Source organism: Modestobacter sp. KNN46-3 (assembly GCF_011039295.1).
Map to the genome: position 1 here is coordinate 1 of NZ_JAAKGN010000103.1, position 17,053 is coordinate 17,053.

Annotated in this window: 17 protein-coding genes; 9 read left to right on the forward strand and 8 right to left on the reverse strand. The window is 72.0% G+C overall.

Translation table 11 applies throughout. The annotated features are described in order from the left end of the window. Nucleotides 1-1,412 (reverse strand): serine hydroxymethyltransferase (gene glyA, locus G5C62_RS18475; RefSeq protein ID WP_164702180.1); only part of this gene is annotated, 1,412 nt, incomplete at its 3' end. Between the two features lie 249 nt (nt 1,413-1,661). Here glyA and G5C62_RS18480 point away from each other — a divergent pair. Then, nucleotides 1,662-1,805, forward strand: a complete 144-nt coding sequence (locus G5C62_RS18480) for a hypothetical protein (RefSeq protein WP_206330719.1) — start codon at nt 1,662-1,664, stop codon at nt 1,803-1,805. A gap of 130 nt (nt 1,806-1,935) precedes the next feature. Here G5C62_RS18480 and G5C62_RS18485 read toward each other — a convergent pair whose 3' ends face one another. Both G5C62_RS18485 and G5C62_RS18490 read right to left on the reverse strand, forming a co-directional pair. Next, the gene (locus G5C62_RS18485; RefSeq protein ID WP_164702181.1) at nt 1,936-3,057 is read right to left on the reverse strand and encodes an aromatic ring-hydroxylating dioxygenase subunit alpha; all 1,122 of its coding nucleotides are present in this window, start codon (nt 3,055-3,057) and stop codon (nt 1,936-1,938) included. Nucleotides 3,058-3,347: 290 nt separating this feature from the next. Beyond that, complete coding sequence (locus G5C62_RS18490) at nt 3,348-4,148, reverse strand: IclR family transcriptional regulator (RefSeq protein WP_164702182.1); 801 nt, start codon at nt 4,146-4,148, stop codon at nt 3,348-3,350. A gap of 130 nt (nt 4,149-4,278) precedes the next feature. Here G5C62_RS18490 and G5C62_RS18495 point away from each other — a divergent pair, with 130 nt between their 5' ends. The 3 genes from G5C62_RS18495 (at nt 4,279) to G5C62_RS18505 (ending at nt 7,737) form a co-directional block, all read left to right on the forward strand. Continuing rightward, nucleotides 4,279-4,599 (forward strand): bifunctional 3-phenylpropionate/cinnamic acid dioxygenase ferredoxin subunit, encoded by a 321-nt coding sequence (locus tag G5C62_RS18495; protein ID WP_036339175.1) that lies wholly within the window; start codon nt 4,279-4,281, stop codon nt 4,597-4,599. After that, complete coding sequence (locus G5C62_RS18500) at nt 4,596-5,768, forward strand: NAD(P)/FAD-dependent oxidoreductase (RefSeq protein WP_164702183.1); 1,173 nt, start codon at nt 4,596-4,598, stop codon at nt 5,766-5,768. The genes G5C62_RS18495 and G5C62_RS18500 overlap by 4 nt, the downstream gene beginning before the upstream one ends. A 235-nt stretch (nt 5,769-6,003) precedes the next feature. Continuing rightward, a complete protein-coding gene (locus G5C62_RS18505) occupies nt 6,004-7,737 on the forward strand; it encodes a BCCT family transporter (RefSeq protein ID WP_164702184.1) in 1,734 nt (577 codons plus the stop codon). Between the two features lie 110 nt (nt 7,738-7,847). Here the strand turns inward: G5C62_RS18505 and G5C62_RS18510 are convergent, their stop codons facing one another. The 3 genes from G5C62_RS18510 to G5C62_RS18520 all read right to left on the reverse strand — a co-directional run bounded on the left by G5C62_RS18510 (nt 7,848) and on the right by G5C62_RS18520 (nt 10,707). Further along, complete coding sequence (locus tag G5C62_RS18510) at nt 7,848-9,242, reverse strand: DUF2252 domain-containing protein (protein ID WP_241175983.1); 1,395 nt, start codon at nt 9,240-9,242, stop codon at nt 7,848-7,850. Nucleotides 9,243-9,374: 132 nt separating this feature from the next. After that, a complete protein-coding gene (locus tag G5C62_RS18515; protein ID WP_164702185.1) occupies nt 9,375-9,896 on the reverse strand; it encodes a hypothetical protein in 522 nt (173 codons plus the stop codon). Between the two features lie 10 nt (nt 9,897-9,906). After that, entirely contained in the window at nt 9,907-10,707 is an 801-nt protein-coding gene (locus tag G5C62_RS18520; RefSeq protein WP_164702186.1) for a tyrosinase family protein, read from the reverse strand. A gap of 127 nt (nt 10,708-10,834) precedes the next feature. On the opposite strand from G5C62_RS18520, the gene G5C62_RS18525 reads away from it, so the two are divergent. Together G5C62_RS18525 and G5C62_RS18530 are read left to right on the forward strand one after the other, a co-directional pair. Beyond that, nucleotides 10,835-11,251 carry a hypothetical protein gene (locus tag G5C62_RS18525; protein ID WP_164702187.1) on the forward strand — a complete coding sequence of 139 codons (417 nt, stop codon included), beginning with the start codon at nt 10,835-10,837 and terminating at the stop codon, nt 11,249-11,251. Continuing rightward, a complete protein-coding gene (locus tag G5C62_RS18530; protein WP_164702188.1) occupies nt 11,248-11,673 on the forward strand; it encodes a hypothetical protein in 426 nt (141 codons plus the stop codon). The genes G5C62_RS18525 and G5C62_RS18530 overlap by 4 nt, the downstream gene beginning before the upstream one ends. 17 nt (nt 11,674-11,690) lie before the next feature. Here G5C62_RS18530 and G5C62_RS18535 read toward each other — a convergent pair whose 3' ends face one another. Next, entirely contained in the window at nt 11,691-13,625 is a 1,935-nt protein-coding gene (locus G5C62_RS18535; RefSeq protein ID WP_164702189.1) for an acyl-CoA dehydrogenase family protein, read from the reverse strand. Between the two features lie 123 nt (nt 13,626-13,748). On the opposite strand from G5C62_RS18535, the gene G5C62_RS18540 reads away from it, so the two are divergent. The 3 genes from G5C62_RS18540 to G5C62_RS18550 all read left to right on the forward strand — a co-directional run bounded on the left by G5C62_RS18540 (nt 13,749) and on the right by G5C62_RS18550 (nt 16,412). Continuing rightward, on the forward strand, nt 13,749-15,029 hold the full coding sequence (locus G5C62_RS18540) for a glycerophosphodiester phosphodiesterase (RefSeq protein WP_164702190.1): 1,281 nt from the start codon (nt 13,749-13,751) through the stop codon (nt 15,027-15,029). Beyond that, nucleotides 15,026-15,199, forward strand: coding sequence for a hypothetical protein (locus G5C62_RS18545; RefSeq protein ID WP_164702191.1), 174 nt, complete (start codon nt 15,026-15,028; stop codon nt 15,197-15,199). The genes G5C62_RS18540 and G5C62_RS18545 overlap by 4 nt, the downstream gene beginning before the upstream one ends. A gap of 352 nt (nt 15,200-15,551) precedes the next feature. After that, complete coding sequence (locus G5C62_RS18550; RefSeq protein ID WP_052091526.1) at nt 15,552-16,412, forward strand: YihY/virulence factor BrkB family protein; 861 nt, start codon at nt 15,552-15,554, stop codon at nt 16,410-16,412. 388 nt (nt 16,413-16,800) lie between these two features. On the opposite strand, the gene G5C62_RS18555 is transcribed toward G5C62_RS18550, so the two are convergent. Beyond that, the coding region (locus G5C62_RS18555; protein ID WP_206330720.1) for a hypothetical protein at nt 16,801-17,053 on the reverse strand (253 nt) is incomplete at its 5' end.

A 17,053-nucleotide genomic window follows, 5' to 3' on the forward strand; every position in this document is an offset into this window, starting at 1 on the left:
CAGGTCTTGTGGGTGGTCGAGGTGACCACGTGTGCGTGCGGGACGGGCGACGGGTGCAGTCCGGCGGCGACCAGCCCCGCGAAGTGCGCCATGTCGACCGTCAGGTCGGGGTAGAGCGGGTGCCGGCCGGCCAGCCGGCTGACCCGCGCGCGGAGCCCCGCGAGCTGCTCCTCGCCCACCGAGGGCCGCAGGGCTGCGGCGATCACGTCGGCGACCTCGGCGAAGTCGTCGACGTCGAAGCCGCGTGCCGCCAGGGCAGGGGTGCCGATCCGGACACCGGAGCTGACCATCGGCGGGCGGGGGTCGAAGGGCACCGCGTTGCGGTTGACGGTGATGCCGATCGAGTGCAGCCGGTCCTCGGCCTGCCGGCCGTCCAGCTCCGAGTGCCGCAGGTCCACCAGCACGAGGTGGACGTCGGTGCCGCCGCTGACCACGTCGATGCCGGCCTCGCGGGAGTCGGGGGCGAGCAGCCGCTCGGCCAGCAGTCGGGCGCCGGCCAGCGTGCGCTCCTGGCGCTCCCGGAAGGCCGGTTCACCCGCGAGCTTGAAGGCGACGGCCTTGGCGGCGATCACGTGCTCGAGCGGGCCACCCTGCTGACCGGGGAAGACCGCGGAGTTGAACTTCTTGGCCAGCTCCCCCGTGGCGAGGATGACGCCGCCGCGCGGCCCGCCGAGCGTCTTGTGGGTGGTCGAGGTGACCACGTGTGCGTGCGGGACGGGCGACGGGTGCAGTCCGGCGGCGACCAGCCCCGCGAAGTGCGCCATGTCGACCATCAGGTGGGCCCCGACCTCGTCGGCGATCCGCCGGAACTCGGCGAAGTCGAGCTGCCTGGGGTAGGCCGACCAGCCCGCCACGATGAGCCGGGGCCGCCGCTCGTGGGCCAGCCGCTCGACCTCGGCCATGTCCACGAGGTGGTCGTCGGCTCGGACGTGGTACGCCGCGACGTCGTAGAGCTTGCCGGAGAAGTTGAGCCGCATGCCGTGGGTCAGGTGACCCCCGTGGGCCAGGTCCAGGCCCAGGATGGTGTCGCCCGGGTCCAGCAGGGCCGACATCGCCGCGGCGTTGGCCTGCGCACCCGAGTGCGGCTGCACGTTGGCGTACTCCGCGCCGAACAGCCCCTTCAGCCGGTCGATGGCCAGCTGCTCGATCACGTCGACGTGCTCGCACCCGCCGTAGTAGCGCCGCCCCGGGTAGCCCTCGGCGTACTTGTTGGTCAGCACCGAGCCCTGGGCCTGCATGACGGCCACCGGCGCGAAGTTCTCACTGGCGATCATCTCCAGCGTCTCCTGCTGCCGGGTCAGTTCGGCCGAGATCGCGCGGTGGACCTCCGGGTCGGTGTCCGCCAGTGAACGGTCGAGCACGGGGTCCGGGACGGCCACGGCCCGCAGAGCTCCTTCGACCTGCGCCACCATCCGGCTCCTCCTGTCAGAGATTGGAGAACGAGGACTGGTATATCAGTCGTGCACCACAGTAGGGTCGAGGACGAGCGGGGTCAAGGAGTCCGTGGCAGCGATGTCCCGCTCGTCCCGAGAGAAGGAGACCCCGCCATGGCCCACGAGGTGAGGGCGTCGTCGCCCGCAGCAAGGGCGCACCGGTGACCGTCGAGACGATCGTGGTGCCCGATCCCGGCCCGGGTGAGGCCGTCGTCGACGTGCAGGCCTGTGGCGTTCGACCTGTACCTCCAGGGCCGCTTGCCGCTGGACGAGTTCGTCAGCGAGGCCATCGGTCAGGAGGACCTAGAGGAGGCCCTGGACGACCTCCGCCGGGGCGAGGTCCTGCGCTCGGTCGTGGTCCTGGACGAGTGAGCTAGCGCGTCGTCCCGGTCGTCCCCCCGTCGGGCCGACCGCACGACGGGGGACGATGTGCGTGGCCACGGGCACGTGGCGCGAGGCCGGGAGGACGTCGCTCCCCCGGCCCGCGGCGGTCGGTGCCTGCTCAGCCCGACAGGCGCTGCGTCAGCCACTCGTGGAAGGCGCCGATGTGGTGCTCGGAGGGCACGAGGACGCCGCCGTTGACGTAGGCCCGAGAGGACATGGCCGGCTGGGTCCGCTCGCACGCGGCGAAGTCCTGCTGGTTGACCCGGTGGAACAGCTCCACCGACCGCGTCACGTCCCTGCCGGACTCGACCACGTCGCGGGTGTACAGCCAGTCGCACTGCACGATCGTCCGGTCGGCCGAGACCGGGAACATGCGGTGGAAGATGACGTGGTCCGGCGCCAGGTTGACGAAGACCGTCGGTCGGACCGTGATCGCGTAGTAGCGGCGGTCCTGGTCCTCGTCGACGCCCGGGAGCCGGTCGAAGCCCTCGCTGCCGTCGACGGTGAAGCCCTTGACGTCGTCCCCGAACTCCGCGCCGTGCCCGACGAAGAACTGTGCCGCGTACCCGTCGGCGAACTCGGGGAGCACCTCGGTGAGCTCCGGGTGGATCGTCGCGCAGTGGTAGCACTCCATGAAGTTCTCGATGATGAGCTTCCAGTTCGCCTCGACGTCGTAGGTGATGCGGCGCCCCACGGACAGCGAGTCGACGTCGTAGCTGTCGATCACCTCCACGCTCCCGAGGCGCTCGACGACGGCGCCCACGACCTCGTCCTCGAAGGACGGGGGCTCCTTCGCCAAGCACACCCACGCGTAGCCCAGCCACTCACGCAGCGCCACCGGCACCAGGCCGTACTCGACCCGGTCGACGTCGGGCATCTTGGTCAGGTTGGGGGCCGCGATCAGCTTGCCCTCGAGGTCGTAGGTCCACGCGTGGTACGGGCACTGGAAGGCCCGCTTCACCGTGCCCGAGTCCTCCGTGCAGATCTGCGCACCGCGGTGCCGGCAGATGTTGAGGAAGGCGCGCAGCTGCCCGTCCCGGCTGCGGACCACGAGCACGCTCTCCTTGCCCACCTGGACCTTCTCGAAGGATCCGGGCGTCGGCAGGTCACTCGATCGCACGACGCAGAACCACATGTCCTCGAAGACGCGCGACTGCTCCAGCGCGAAGACGGCGGGGTCGGTGTAGTAGCGGCCCGGCAGCGTGGAGATGAGGCTCGCGGGCTGTTCGGTGATGGTCATGCGGCACCTCGGATGGCGTCGGCGACCCGGAGGTACGCCGGAACTCGGACAACACAGGCCCTGCGACTGATCACGGACGTCACCCGTCAGCGAGCTCACGACGTCCGCTGTGTTTCACATTACACATCCGGTCTCGCAGGCCGCAACAATCCGCAGAGTGTGGACAGCACTCGAACAGCCCCGATCGCCGCCCCGTCCGTGTCTGGCGCACGCAGCGATGACCAGGGCGAGGTGACGGACGAGGTCAGGACCGCGCGTCGACCCCGTTGCCGGGAGGAGGACCTGCTGGGTCAGCGCGGCTGACCGAAGAAGCCCAACCTCCGACTCAGCTCGTCCGCGCCCGCCATCACCCGCCGGGCCAGCCGTGGATGGTCCTCCTGGTGCATGCGGAAGGCCGGTCCCGAGACGCTGAGGGCCGCGATGATGCTGCCATCGGCGCCCCGGACGGGTGCGGCGACGGCGTTGAGCCCCACCTCGAACTCCTCGACGGTGCAGCCCCACCCCTGCTCGACGATCTGGTCCAGGTTCTGGCGGAGTGCTTCGGGATCGGTGAGCGTGGCCGGGGTGAAGCTCTGCATCCCCCGGGAGAGCAGGTCCTTGCGAAGGGCGTCGGGAGCGTGGGCCAGGAGCACCTTGCCGCTCGACGTGGCGTGCAGCGGCGTGCCCTGCCCCACCCAGTTGAGGGTGCTGAGCGCCGCCGGCCCGCGGGCCTGCGTCACGTTCACCGCTCGATCGCCGTCCAGGATGGCGACGTTGACCGTCTCCTCGAGGTCGGCGGCGAGCGCCTCGCAGATCGGCCGGCCCTCCCGGGCGATGTCCAGCTGCGCGACGGCCGCGCCGGCCAGGCGCACGACCCCGAAGCCCAACCGGTACTTGCCCCGATCAGCCAGTTGCTCGACGAAGCCCCGGCTCTCCAGTGTCGCCACCAGCCGGAAGGCCGTGGACTTGTGCACCCCGAGTTCGGCGGCCACCTCCGTGACGCCGGCCTCGCCCTCGGCCGCGAGGATCTCGAGGACGCTCAGCGCGCGGTCGACGGACTGGACACCAGCGACTGGGCCGCGATCTTCGCTCTCGCTCTGCGGCTCACTCATGGAGCCAGCCTAGGTGGACCACGGCGGAGCACCCCTTTCTTCCTCTTGACGATGGGATGAAGCCCGACGATGCTGTTGCGCTATCAGCGCAGCGTTGCGGTCACCGCAACATGTTCCGCCTGGAGCGCCCATGATCCCGGTCTGCCCCACGACAGCGTTGCCACCCGGCGAGGCGATCCGCGTGGAGGCTCCTGAGCCCATCGCGGTCTTCAACGTCGACGGCGACTTCTACGCGATCGACGACACCTGCACACACCAGGACGCCTCGCTGGCCGACGGCTGGCTGGACGGGTGCGCGGTGGAGTGCCCCCTGCACGCCTCGTGCTTCGACCTGCGCACCGGGAAGGTGTCCGGCCCGCCGGCGAAGACCCCGGTCCGGACGCACCGGGTCGTCGTGCAGGGCGGCACCGTCTACGTGCAGCCGGGGACCGCCGCGGACGGTGCCGCATGAGCCGTACGGTCGCCGTGGTCGGAGCCTCCCTGGCCGGCCTCTCGGCGGCCCGAGCGCTTCGCGAGCAGTGCTACGACGGCCGCATCGTGGTCATCGGCGACGAGGCGCACGCCCCCTACGACCGCCCACCCCTGTCCAAGGAGTTCCTGGCGGGAAGGGCGTCGCTCGACGACATCGCACTGGGTGCGCCGGACGACGCGGACCTCGACCTCGAGTGGCGGCTGGGTACGACGGCGGTCGGCCTCGACCACCTGGGCCGCTCGGTGCTGCTGGCCGACGGCAGCGAGGTGCGGGCCGACGGCGTCGTCCTCGCCACCGGAGCAAGCGCCCGACGCCTGTCCGGCAGCGAGGGTCTGGGCGGGGTGCACGTGCTGCGCTCGCTGGACGACGCGGTCGCCCTGCGCGAGGACCTGGCCACGGCCGGACGTCTGGTGGTGATCGGCGCGGGGTTCATCGGCGCCGAGGTCGCCTCCACTGCCCGCACGCTGGGGCTGGAGGTCACCGTCGTCGAGACACAGCCCGTCCCGCTCGCCGGCCCGCTGGGTGCCGACATGGGTGCGGTGTGCGCCCAGCTGCACGCCGACCACGGCACCCGCCTGCTGGTCGGCACCGGTGTCGCCGGGCTGGTCGGCACCGGCAGGGTCGAGGCCGTCGAACTGACAGACGGCACCCGCCTGCCCGCCGACGTGGTGGTCGTGGGGATCGGTGCCGTCCCGAACATCGAGTGGCTCGCCGACTCCGGCGTGTCCCTCGGCAACGGCGTGCTCACCGACGCGCACTGCGCCACCAACGTCCCGGGCGTGATCGCCGTCGGCGACTGCGCTGCGGCGTGGTCGGCCTCCCGCGAGCGGCACGTCCGCATCGAGCACTGGGCCCACGCCCTCGAACAGCCGGCCACCGCGGTCGCCACCCTGCTGGGCACCGACCGGCCGGCGTCGACGCCCGTGCCCTACTTCTGGTCCGACCAGTACGGCGCACGCATCCAGTTCGCGGGGTCGCGCCGCGAGGACGACGTAGTCCGCGTCCTGGAGGGCAGTTGTGCCGACCGCAGCTTCCTGGCGGTCTACGAGCGCCACGGGCACCCCGTAGCCGTCCTCGGGATGAACCAGCCCCGCCTGTTCACCCGTTGGCGCCGCCAGCTGCGTGCCGCCGTCCTGACGCACTCCTGACCCCGACCGGTCCGTCCACAGCACCGCCCTGCCCGGACCGGTGGGCGTCGATCGGGTGGAGTCGCCGGGAGCCGTCCTCGCACGGACCCCCACCGGTTCGTCACCGCCCCGACACGCTGGGTCGACTCGCGGAAGTTTTGTGCTCCAGGTCACTCTTTTCTCTTGTTCCACGGTGGGCCGTCTGGTTCCCTCATGCGCACCTGGTCGCGTAGTACGCAACAGCTAGGAGAGAGCCATGGAACACCCGGGTCCCGAGCAGGTCTCACCTCCCAGCTCCCCGAGTGCCGGGCCGACGGGTGGCCCTCCGACTGGCGCCGCGTCGACCGCTGCCCGGGAGCCCACCGCCCCGCCGCAGACCGACCGGGTCGTCTTCGGCGTCTCCCTGGCGCTGGTGGTGGCGTTCGCACTCTGGGGGGTGCTCGCCAGCGACAGCCTCTCGACCGCGGTGAGCGCCGCGTTCGGCACGGTCATCACCAACGCCGGCTGGGTCTTCGTCGTGACGAGCTCGGGGTTCGTCGCCCTCGCGGGGTTCCTGGCGCTGTCCCGCTACGGACGCATCCGGCTGGGGAAGGACGACGAGCGTCCGGAGTTCAGCACGGGCTCGTGGATCTCCATGCTCTTCGCGGCCGGGATGGGCATCGGGCTGCTCTTCTGGGGCGTCGCCGAGCCGCTCTCCCACCTCGCCGCCGCCCCGCTCGGCCTCGAGGAGGGCGGGACCCCGGAGGCTGCCCGGCTGGGGCTGCAGTACACGATCTTCCACTGGGGCCTGCACCCCTGGGCGATGTACGCCGTCATGGCGATGGCCCTCGCCTACGGCGTCTTCCGCAAGGGCCGGCCGAGCCTGGTCAGCTCCGCGGTCGTCCCGCTGGTGAACGAGAAGCGCACGGGCGTCCGCCGTGCCGTCGACATCCTCGCCATCTTCACCACGGTGTTCGGCGCGGCCACCTCGCTCGGTCTCGGCGCACTGCAGGTCAACAGCGGGCTGGCCGCCAACTACGGCGTCCCGCGCAACAACGGCGTGGCCGTGGCCATCATCGCCGGCCTGGCGCTGCTCTACGTCCTGTCCGCGGTCAGCGGCGTGCACAAGGGCATCAAGCTGATCAGCAACACCAACGTGGTGCTGGCCGCCCTGCTCGTGGCCTTCATCTTCGTGCTGGGCCCGACCACGCACGTCCTCAACACCATCACCGACGCCACCGGCGACTACCTGACCGCCCTCCCCGCCATGAGCCTGGCCTCGGGGGCCTGGGGCGGCCAGGAGTGGCTCGCCGGGTGGACGTTGTTCTACTGGGCGTGGTGGATGTCCTGGACGCCGTTCGTGGGGACGTTCATCGCGCGCATCTCCCGCGGCCGAACGATCCGGCAGTTCGTCACCTTCGTGATGATCATCCCGACCATGGTCAGCATCGTGTGGTTCGGCGTGCTGGGCGGCACCGCCACCCACCTCGAGCTCACCGACCAGGCCGAGCTCAGCCAGGCCCTGCTCGACGACGGCACCGAGGGTGCCCTGTTCGCCCTGCTCGGTGAGTTCCCGGTGGTCACGCTCACCGTGCTGCTGGTGATGGTGCTGATCACGCTGTTCTTCGTCAGCAGCGCCGACTCCGCCTCCATGGTCCTCGGCATGCTCTCCCAGCGGGGCACGACCTCGCCCGCCCGCGCGGTGGTCATCCTCTGGGGCATGTGCATCGCGGCCGTCGCCGCAGCACTCACCCTCGCCGGGGGGCTCCAGGTCATCCAGTCGGCCACCATCCTGGTGGCCACCCCCTTCGTGGTCGTGCTCATCGCCATCTGCGTGAACCTGGTCCGCGAGCTCCGCCAGGAGCCCTACACCTCGACGCTGGACCCGCAGGTCCGGCGAGCCGTCGTCGCCCACCTCCACGACATGCCGCACCCGAACGGAGCAGGGCCCACCTCGCCCGGGGTCCCGGTGGTCACCGACCCCGACCGTGAGCCGGCCGGTCAGCAGTAGGGCAGCGGGGAGCTGCTCGCTCTCGGGGCGTCCGGTCCGCCGGACGCCCCGAGTGCTGCGCCGTCACACCCGTCGGCCGCACGGACCGGAGGTCGGTCGGCACCGGCACATCAGCCGCCCGGCTCGGCGGGCAGGGCACCGCGGGCGACGGCCTGCACCAGCGTGTGGTGGTCCCGCTCCGTCTGGTCGGCGTAGGCGCGGGCGAAGCGGCACAGCGCCACGTCGACGTTGTCGGACTTGCCCAGGTAGCCGGCGATCATCGACGCGCCGCTGGTCCGGGCGTGCCCCTTGGCCAGCAGCCGGCCGCACACCCCCGCGTAGTCGCTCAGCGCAGCGGCGTCGAGGGAGTCGACCGCGATGGTGCCCTTCATGTTCCTGAACTGGCGGACGTAGTACTGCCGGGACCCGATCGTGGCCCAGCCCAGCAGCGGGTCGCTGACCGTCTGCAGCGCCTGCTGGTACTCCACGACCCGCTGCCCCTGGTGGGCGTGCCAGGCCGACTCGCCGTGGACGTGCTGGGCCACGACCGACCGGCGGGCCTGCTTCAGCTGCAGGAACACCACGTCGTCCGGGCTGCTGCCCTCGCACAGGGCCACGTAGGCACGCAGCCCCACGCTCCCCACCCCGACCACCTTGTGGGCGACGTCCACGACCGTGTACCCGCTGAGGACCCGTCGCCAGTGGGACGGCAGCGTGTCGACGTAGCCGTCCAGCCCATCGACCACCTCGGCGGCCTCGTCCCGGTCGAGCCGGGTGATCAACGGCGGCTCCTCGATGATCCGCCGCCCGTCCTCCCGCTCCTCGGTGAACCGCGGCAGCGCCCGGTCGCTCACCCGCTTGCGGGCCCGCCGCGAAGCGCGCCCGATCTCCTTCCGCAGCGACCGGTCCTCCACCGTGGTGTGCAGCCGCGAGACGTCCAACCGCTCGAACGACCGTGCCAGAAGCGGCTCCCCGGCCAGCCAACGCACGTGCTCCCGGTAGCGGCGTCCCATGGACGCGACCGCGTCCGCGCACTGCTCCTCGGTGGCCGAGTTCTGCCGCCCGGCGACCCAGACGCTCGCGGCCAGCCGGCGGAGGTCCCACTCCCACGCACCCGGGTGCGCCTCGTCGAAGTCGTTGAGGTCGATGACCAGGTCACGCTCCGGCGAGGCGTAGAAGCCGAAGTTGCCCAGGTGCGCGTCCCCGCAGACCACCGGCCGGATCCCGGTGGCCGGGAGACCGGCGAGGTCCGCGGCCATCACCACCGCCGTGCCCCGGAGGAAGCCGTAGGGCGAGGCGGCCATCCGGGCCACCCGCACCGGGACGAGGCGCTCCACGCGTCCGACGTGGGACTCGCGGACCTGGTCGACCACGTCGGGCCGGTCGACCGGGGCACTCCACCGCCCGAGCTCGGACCGGGGCACCTCCTTACGCAGCGACCGCCCGAGGGCGTACCGCTCCGCGCGAGGTGTGGCGGGACGCCGCAGCGATCCGTAGCCCTCGCCGTCAGCTGCCGTGAGCACCACGTGCCCACCCTGTCGCGCACCGGCCACGGGACTCCCCAGACAGTCGACGGACGGTTCTCCCCCCTCGGCGCATCCTCCTCCCCCAGCCGCTCGACCGTCAGGGCGTGGGAACCGCTGGCAGCCGCGAGGTGATCAGGTGCGGACCCGGTCGGCGTCGGTCGCCGTGAGGTAGGTCTGCAGGGTCACGTCGTCGAGGCGCAGGAGCTCCGGGGCAGGCCTGCGGTCGGCGCGGCGTGGGGGCAGGGACACCGGCACCAGGGTGATGGTCCGCAACCCGTCGCCGGCGGCGAGGAGGCGCTGCAGTGCATCGGTGATGGTGACGTAGGTGTCGAAGGACGTCAGCGGGGGCGCGAGGCGGAGGTCCTCACCAGGTGCCGGCGCGTCGCAGTGCCCTTCGCCGCCGTAGCACCCGCCGTGGCCGAAGACGGTGTAGCGGCCGGCATAGCCCCGCTCGGCCGTGCGCGGTGTGGTGGCGGTGGCGTCGGGTTCGTTGAGGAAGAGCCTGACCTCGTAGGACGTGCTCGAGTGGTCGACACCGGTGACGACCAGGTCGGCGCGGCTGAAGGGCGCCGGTGGGACGTCCCCGGGGAAGACGAGGTCGATGACACGGGTCTCGTCGTCCCGTCCGGCGCGTGCTTGGTCGAGCGTCGCCATCGCGGCCTCCTCAGCCGATGACCTGGGCGGCGTACTCGTAACCCAGGCTCGAGATGTCCAGGGTCTCGCGCACCGTCGTGGGGAACGGCGGCAGCGGTCGGTCGAGGAGCCTGACCGGTGGATCGCCGTTGCGCGGGGAGAGCTGCCAGAGGTACCACAGCCGGTCGATCATCGCATGGTGCGCCCAGAAGACCGGGTCGAAGGCCGCAGTCGGCGCTGCGGACATGGCTCCCCCGACCCAGCCGTGGACGCCGTTGTGGATGCTCTCCAGGATCCGGCTGAAGTCGGTGAAGGTCGTGGCGCGCAGCGCGCGCTGCACGGTCGGGTCCCGCGGCAGTTCGGCGGGCTCCTCCGGGTCGCGCAACGTGACCGGGCCCTCGCCCTCGCTGATGGCACCGGGGAGGTTCTCCCGCACCAGTCGCAGGTCGTCGGGGCCGAGCACGACCGGGCCGGCGCCCAGCGGGTTCGTCGGGCCGTCCGCAGTCGACCGGAACGGGGTGGGCAGGCCCCGGTCCTGCGAGACCGCCGAGGACCAGTCCCACCACGGGAGACCCACCTCGACGGTCGCGTCGCCACGCGCTCGACGCAGGGCCGCGGTGAGCGCCCGTTCGAAGTGGTACAGGTACGCCCGGTGCCACGGCAGGAAGAGCGCGGTGCCGTGTTCGCAGTAGACCGGCAGCGGCAGGCCGTGGATCCCGGCGAAGAACCCGAAGCCGCGATCGTCGGCGATCCGGTAGAGCGTCTCGAACGCCTCGCGCAGGTCGACCAGCTCGGACGGCGTCAGGTTCTCGGCGTTCTTCCGCACTCCCACGGGCACTCCTCAGCCACATCTCCCGCCCTGCGGTCATCGTCGCGGCTGGCGACCGGGGTGTCCACCACCTGTCAGGATCCGCCGGCACAGTCGTTGACCTGGCCCCAAGGGCCGGGCACACGCTGGGGTGAGGCAGTCCCGACTCGAGCGAGGAGTCCTCTCCCCCGACACCGTCGACCCGCACACCAACTACCGCAGCTACTCCTCCGCGCAGTTGCGCCAGGGCGTCACGGTGGACCTCCTCCGCCGGGCGGGGGTGCCGGTGACCGAACTGACCCGATGGGCCGACTACCCCTTCGCCGATCGACGGCAGGAGCTGGCCTTGCGCCGGGCGATGGAGGACTTCTCCCTCGACGTCGCCGAGGAGATCAGCCGCTCCGACCTCGCACGCCTGACTGTGCAGAGCACGCCGGCCGACCCCCTGCCGTGGGCAGGCGTCTCGTACGGGTTCCCGGTCCCCGCGAAGCCCAGGAACGCATCGAGGTGTTCGGTGCCCAAGCCCTCGTCCTGCCCGCTGTCGACGCCGCCTTCGAAGAAGCCATGACCGACCTCGGCCTGGCCCCAGCGACGCACCGGTGGACCGCTGTCCCCGAGGCGACCGGCCCGGCGGCTGCCCAGCAGGCAGCCATGGTGATCGCCCGCCCCTGCTCCACCGACCTGTCGGCTGCCGGACGGCGGCACGTCGCCGAACGCGTCCAGCAGCACTCCGGTGTCGCGGTCGCCGTCGTCACCGGCACCCTCCCCCGTCGGCTCGAGATCACCTTCCCAGTGGACGGCCTCGACGAGCGCACCCCGGTCCAGGAGGCTGCGCACGACTACCAGCAGCTGCTCGCCTTCGCGCACCACTGCACTCGCGAGGGCCTGACCATGATCGGGAAGTCGGCACGTCAGGTCGTCGCCGGTTCCTCGCTCAGCACACCGGCTGCGCCACCGACCACCGTCTTCGACGCCCAGCCGAACGCCTGACGGCCGTCGGCAGCTCCCTAGGAGGCGGGTGTGGCCTCCACCGTGGGCGCAGGCGCGTCGAACTGCTCGGCTGCCGGTGGTTCGTGCGTCGGCATCATCGGGCCGTCACCGGCCGGGTCGAGCACGTCCTCCTCGAACCACGCGTACCGGCCGGAGAGCACGTGCTGGGCGGCCCGGTACTGGTCTCGGTCGTCGTTGTCCCACAGCTCCGCGAACAGCCGATCGGCCCGGCGACGGGCCTGACGGCAGAACAGGTCGGCCAGTTCCGCCGCCTCCTGCCGGCGGGCGGGCTGCTCGCTGCCGATGGTGTCCGCGTACACGCAGGCGCACGACATGGCGTACAGCTCGGCGCCGATGTCGACGATCCGGCCGAGCAGGTGGCCCTTCTGCTCGAGGCGGGCCCGGTGTCGGCCCATCGCGTAGAAGGTCGAGCGGGCGAGCTTCCGGGAGTGGCGTTCGACGTAGCGCAGGTGCCTGGCCAGCTCCCCGAACTCGGCGTAGGAGCCGGGGCGCTGCCCGGCGCCGGTGGCCAGCGTGGGGAGCCACCGGGCGTAGAAGGTCCCCGCCTTCGCGGCGGCCTTGACCTTCTCGGCGGGGCGGGCGTCCCCGAGCACCAGCTCCCCCGCGACCTCGAGGTGCGCGTCGACGGCCTCGCGGGCGATCAGCAGGTGCATGATCTCCGTGGACCCCTCGAAGACCCGGTTGATGCGCATGTCCCGCAGCAGCTGCTCGGCCGGCACCGGCTTCTCGCCGCGCCGAGCGAGCGACTCGGCGGTCTCGTAGGCGCGACCGCCCCGGATCTGGACCATCTCGTCGACGGCGGTCCAGCCGAGCTCGGACGAGTACAGCTTGGCGAGGGCTGCCTCGATGCGGATGTCGTTGCGCTTGTCGTCGGCCAGGCGACTGGACACGTCCAGCACCGCCTCGAGGCCGAACGCCGTCCCCGCCAGCCAGGCGAGCTTCTGCGCGACCGGGTCGTGCTCGCCGATCGGCCGCCCCCACTGCCTCCGTTCGGCCGACCACTCGCGAGCGATCTTCAGCGAGTACGTCACCGCCGAGGAACAGAACGCCGGCAGCGACAGGCGGCCGGTGTTCAGCGTGGTGAGGGCGATCCGCAGGCCCTTGCCCTCGCCGCCGATCACGTCCTCGGTGGGGACGAAGACGTCGTCGAAGCGGGTCACCGAGTTCTCGATGCCCTTGAGCCCCATGAACTCGTTGCGGTGCTCGACCGTGATGCCCGCGCGGTCGCACGGGCACAGGAACGCGGTGATGCCGCCCCGATGGCCGTCCGACCTCGGGACGACGGCCATGACCACGACGACGTCGGCGATGGCGCCGTTGGTCGCCCACAGCTTCGTGCCGTTGATCCGGTAGCCGGTGCCGTCGTCGGTCGGGACGGCGGTCGTGCTCATCCGCGCCGGGTCCGAGCCGACGTCCGGCTCGGTGAGCAGGAACGCCGAGATGTGGTCCGTGGCGAGCCTGGGCAGCCAGTGGCGCTTCTGCTCCTCGGAGCCGAACAGCCGCAGCGGCTCGGGCAGGCCGATCGACTGGTGTGCGGAGAGCAGCGTCGAGATCGACGAGTGCCACGTGCCGGCCATGGCCAGCGCCCGGTTGTAGTACACCTGGCTCAGCCCGAGGCCCCCGTACTCCTCGGGGATCTTCATGCCGAGCGCGCCCAGCTCCCCGAGGCCCCGGAGGACGTCGTCGGGGATCTTCGCCTCGCGCTCGATCCGCTGCCGGTCGACGCGCTCGGTGAGGAACGTGCGGAGGCGCTCGAGGAACGCCTCGCCCTTCTCCACCGCGGCCACGTCGAGCTCCGGTTGCGGGTGGACGAGGTCGAGCCGGAAGTCGCCGAGGAACAGCTGCTTGCCGAACGACGGCTGGGTCCACTCGGTCTCGCGGCTGGACTCGGCGACCTGCTTCGACTGCTCGTACGACGGTTGCGACGCCATGCACCAGCATCGCCCCTGCGCCCCCCGTGAGGCAACGCCCCTCGGCGCCGTCGGTGACAGGAGCAGGGTGGCGGTGGCCGTGCCGCCGGCGCGCGGGCCCCAGCGGCAGGCTTAAGGTCGCGCGTGGACTTCGCCGACCTGAGCCGGCCGTTCGTCATCGCCCACCGCGGCGGCTCCCTGCAGGTTCCCGAGCACACGATGGAGGGCTACCGGGTCGCGGTGGGCCAGGGCTCGGCGGTCATCGAGCAGGACGTGTCGAGACTCGCCGACGGCGGTCTGGGTGTCATGCACGACGGCACCGTGGACCGCATGACCACCTCCAGCGGCAACGTCGCCCACCACACGTCGGTGACCTGGGGACAGCTCGACATCGACGCCTCGGTCACCCTCGGCGGAGGCTGGCCCGACGGGCTGCGCCCGCCGCTGTTCGAGGAGGTGCTCACCGAGTTCGGCAACCGCGTCCTCCTCTGCGCCGAGGCCAAGAGCAGTGATGCGATGGGCCCGATGATCGACGCGCTCGAACGACACGGGATCCACCCGGCGTCCGTGCTGCTCCAGTCCTTCGCCCTCGCCGACTGCCGGCTGGCGCTCTCCCGGGGCTGGCACGTCATCTGGCTCGGCAGCACCGACGTCGCCCGGGCAGCCACCGAGGGCATCGGCTGGATCGGCCCGCCGGCAGGTCGCGTCACACCGGCGGTCTGCGACGCCGCACATGCGGCGGGGATCGAGGTGGCCTGCTACACGGTGAACCGCCGCCACCAGCGGGACGCCGTCGTCGCCGCCGGCGTGGACGCGATCTTCTCCGACGACCCCCGCTACGTCGCTGGGGACGCGGGCCGCCGCACCTCGGACCTCTTCGCCCGACAGACCTGGCTGCCCGGGATGCTGCCGGACACCAGCCGCGGCCGGTTCCACCCGGACGACTCGTCCTGGGGCCTCGACGCTTGCGACACCGTCCACTCCACGCTCATGGGCTTCCTCGCACCGCCGGACCCCGAGGCGTTCACGCTGGACCTCGACGTGCGGGTGGACCAGGCGTGCCGCAGGAGCGGTGGGCTCGTCTTCCTGAGCACCGACGACCGCCCGTACCGGCCGTCGTCCCGGTCATCGCCCGGCGCCGACGGCTACCTCTTCACGCTGCGGGGGGACGGCAGCCTGGACGTCCAGCGGGTCGTCGGGGGTGTCGCCACCACGCTGGCGTCCTCGACGGGGGGAACGGCGCCGACGCCGGGCACGTACGTCCGGCTGCGGATCACGGTCACCGGCGCGGGGCTCTCCTTCGCGCGCGCCGACACCGTCGCCGAGACCCTGGCCGTGGCGGACGCCACCTGTCGTCCCGTGCCCGTCGTCCACCTCGGCAGCGCATTCGCCGCGGTCCGTTTCAGGAACGTGGTGTTCGCATGACCGACCCGTACGAGCGCCCGGGCCACGGCCCGGCCGACCCGGAGGGCTACCTCGTCGAACAGACCCCGGACGGCTACCGGTGGACGTGCCGCGCCGACGGCCGCACCGCCGGGCCGTTCCCCAGTCGCGAGGAAGCCGTGGTCTCCGCCGAGGCCGACCAGACCGCCTGAGGCACCGGGAGGCATGGGGTGTGAGTCCGCTGCCGAGCTCTCGCCGACCGTGGTCGTCGGGAGCGAGTACCTGACCGACCCGTCGTCGCGGCAGGTACGCGAGGCGATGGCCCGCCGCTGACTGGTACTGCGTCGGCGAGCGCCGTGGCGAGCCGCCACAGCCGCACGGCCAGCGGGGTGTTGCGGCCTGCAGCGGCCGCAGGTGAGATGAGCCATGGTGTGGGCTCGGGGAGACGGGCGCGGGACGCGGACCGCAGCGCCTGGCCGTCGTCCCCCGGCCAGCGACGCCGACTCGCCCCGGAAGATCTCCGCCCTCGGCTGGCGCCGCATCCTCCGGCGTGTCCGGGTGCACGTGATCAGCGATCGGCTGATGGTGCAGAGCGCAGCGGTGGCGTTCTTCGCCATCCTGTCGATCGCCCCGGTGCTGGTGACGGCGATATCGGTCTACGGCGCGGTCAACACCCCCGAGGGAGCGCTCCAGCAGCTGTCACGCGTGACCGGGATGCTCCCCACCGAACTCCGGCCGATGGTGGCCGACCAGCTCACGACGATCACCGCCGCCTCGACGCACGTGCTCACCTGGCGCGGGCTCGCCGGGCTGGTGGCCGCGCTCTGGACGGCGACGACCGCCATGACCTACCTGATCGACGGGTTGACCCTCGCCTACCACGAGACCGAGACCCGGAGCTTCTTCCGTCGCGGCGGCCTCGCGGTCCTCCTCGTCCTCGGTGGTGCTCTGGTCCTGGGCGCCCTGGTCACTGCGGCCGGCGTCGTCTCGAGATCGCTCGCCGCGGCTCCGGACTTCGTCCGCACGCTCTCGCCCGTTCTCGCCTGGCTGTGCCTGGCCGCCCTCATGACCTCGGCGCTCGCCGTGCTGTACCGGGTGGCCCCTGATCGCAAGGAGGCCCGCTGGCGGTGGACCACGGCGGGCTCGACCGTCGCGATGCTCCTGTGGTTGGCCACCACGCTCGGGTTCTTCGCCTATGTCGAGCGCCTGGGCACTTACCACACGACCTACGGGGGCCTCGCCGGGGTGGCGATCAGCATGGTCTGGCTGTGGGTGACCGTGTTCCTGATCATCGTGGGCGCGGCGATGAACGCCGAGACCGAACGCGAGACGACCCATGACTCGACGGTCGGACCGGAGCAGCCGCTGGGTGAGCGCGGGGCGGTCGTGGCCGACAGCGCACCGCCGTACCCGGACGAACGATGAAGCCCCCACCCCTGAGGACGGCGGGAACCGTCTCTCCGACCGTCGTCTCGCACCCGGTGCGTCACTCCGGTCGCCGACGAGCTACGAGCGGAGGACCGTGGGCCCGTCGTCGCCCATGGCCGCGCCAGGTCCGGAAGGAGGTCGCGTGAGACTGGTCCACCTGCTCGCCACGGGCGGCACCATCGCCAGCCGGCAGGGGCCGGACGGGCTCGCGGCGGTCACCCCCGCCGCAGAGCTGCTCGCGACGTCGGGCTCCCCCGCCGGGGTCACCGTGACGACCAGCGACCTCGGCACCGTCGCGAGCTTCGCCCCCGTGATGCCCGCCGTCCGGTCGCCCCAGAAGTGGGTGCTGCAGAGCCCGGCCCACGCCTCGTCACCCCGCCCGGTCTCAGCGCTTGCGGTGGGCGCCGCGGTGCCCCGTCCTCGGTGCGGCCAGGACCTTCCTGCGGACGGCGCCGGCAGCCTCGGCGACGAGCTCCTCGAACGGGCCTCGGGCGTGGTGGCGGCTCCAGAGGAGGGCGAACGCCACCAGCAGCGCGACCTGCACCAGGAAGCCGGTCGGTCCACCGGGGACGGCAGGCGCGCTGAGCATCACCAGGTGCATGCAGTAGAGGGTCAGCGTCATGCTCCCCGCGGCGGCC

What these genes read in the sequence shown, in the direction of transcription:
- G5C62_RS18485 (WP_164702181.1), bottom strand. Translation starts at nt 3,057, where the DNA reads ATGACCATCACCGAACAGCCCGCGAGCCTCATCTCCACGCTGCCGGGC.
- G5C62_RS18490 (WP_164702182.1), bottom strand. Translation starts at nt 4,148, where the DNA reads ATGAGTGAGCCGCAGAGCGAGAGCGAAGATCGCGGCCCAGTCGCTGGT.
- G5C62_RS18495 (WP_036339175.1), top strand. Translation starts at nt 4,279, where the DNA reads ATGATCCCGGTCTGCCCCACGACAGCGTTGCCACCCGGCGAGGCGATC.
- G5C62_RS18500 (WP_164702183.1), top strand. Translation starts at nt 4,596, where the DNA reads ATGAGCCGTACGGTCGCCGTGGTCGGAGCCTCCCTGGCCGGCCTCTCG.
- G5C62_RS18505 (WP_164702184.1), top strand. Translation starts at nt 6,004, where the DNA reads ATGGAACACCCGGGTCCCGAGCAGGTCTCACCTCCCAGCTCCCCGAGT.
- G5C62_RS18515 (WP_164702185.1), bottom strand. Translation starts at nt 9,896, where the DNA reads ATGGCGACGCTCGACCAAGCACGCGCCGGACGGGACGACGAGACCCGT.
- G5C62_RS18530 (WP_164702188.1), top strand. Translation starts at nt 11,248, where the DNA reads ATGACCGACCTCGGCCTGGCCCCAGCGACGCACCGGTGGACCGCTGTC.
- G5C62_RS18535 (WP_164702189.1), bottom strand. Translation starts at nt 13,625, where the DNA reads ATGGCGTCGCAACCGTCGTACGAGCAGTCGAAGCAGGTCGCCGAGTCC.
- G5C62_RS18545 (WP_164702191.1), top strand. Translation starts at nt 15,026, where the DNA reads ATGACCGACCCGTACGAGCGCCCGGGCCACGGCCCGGCCGACCCGGAG.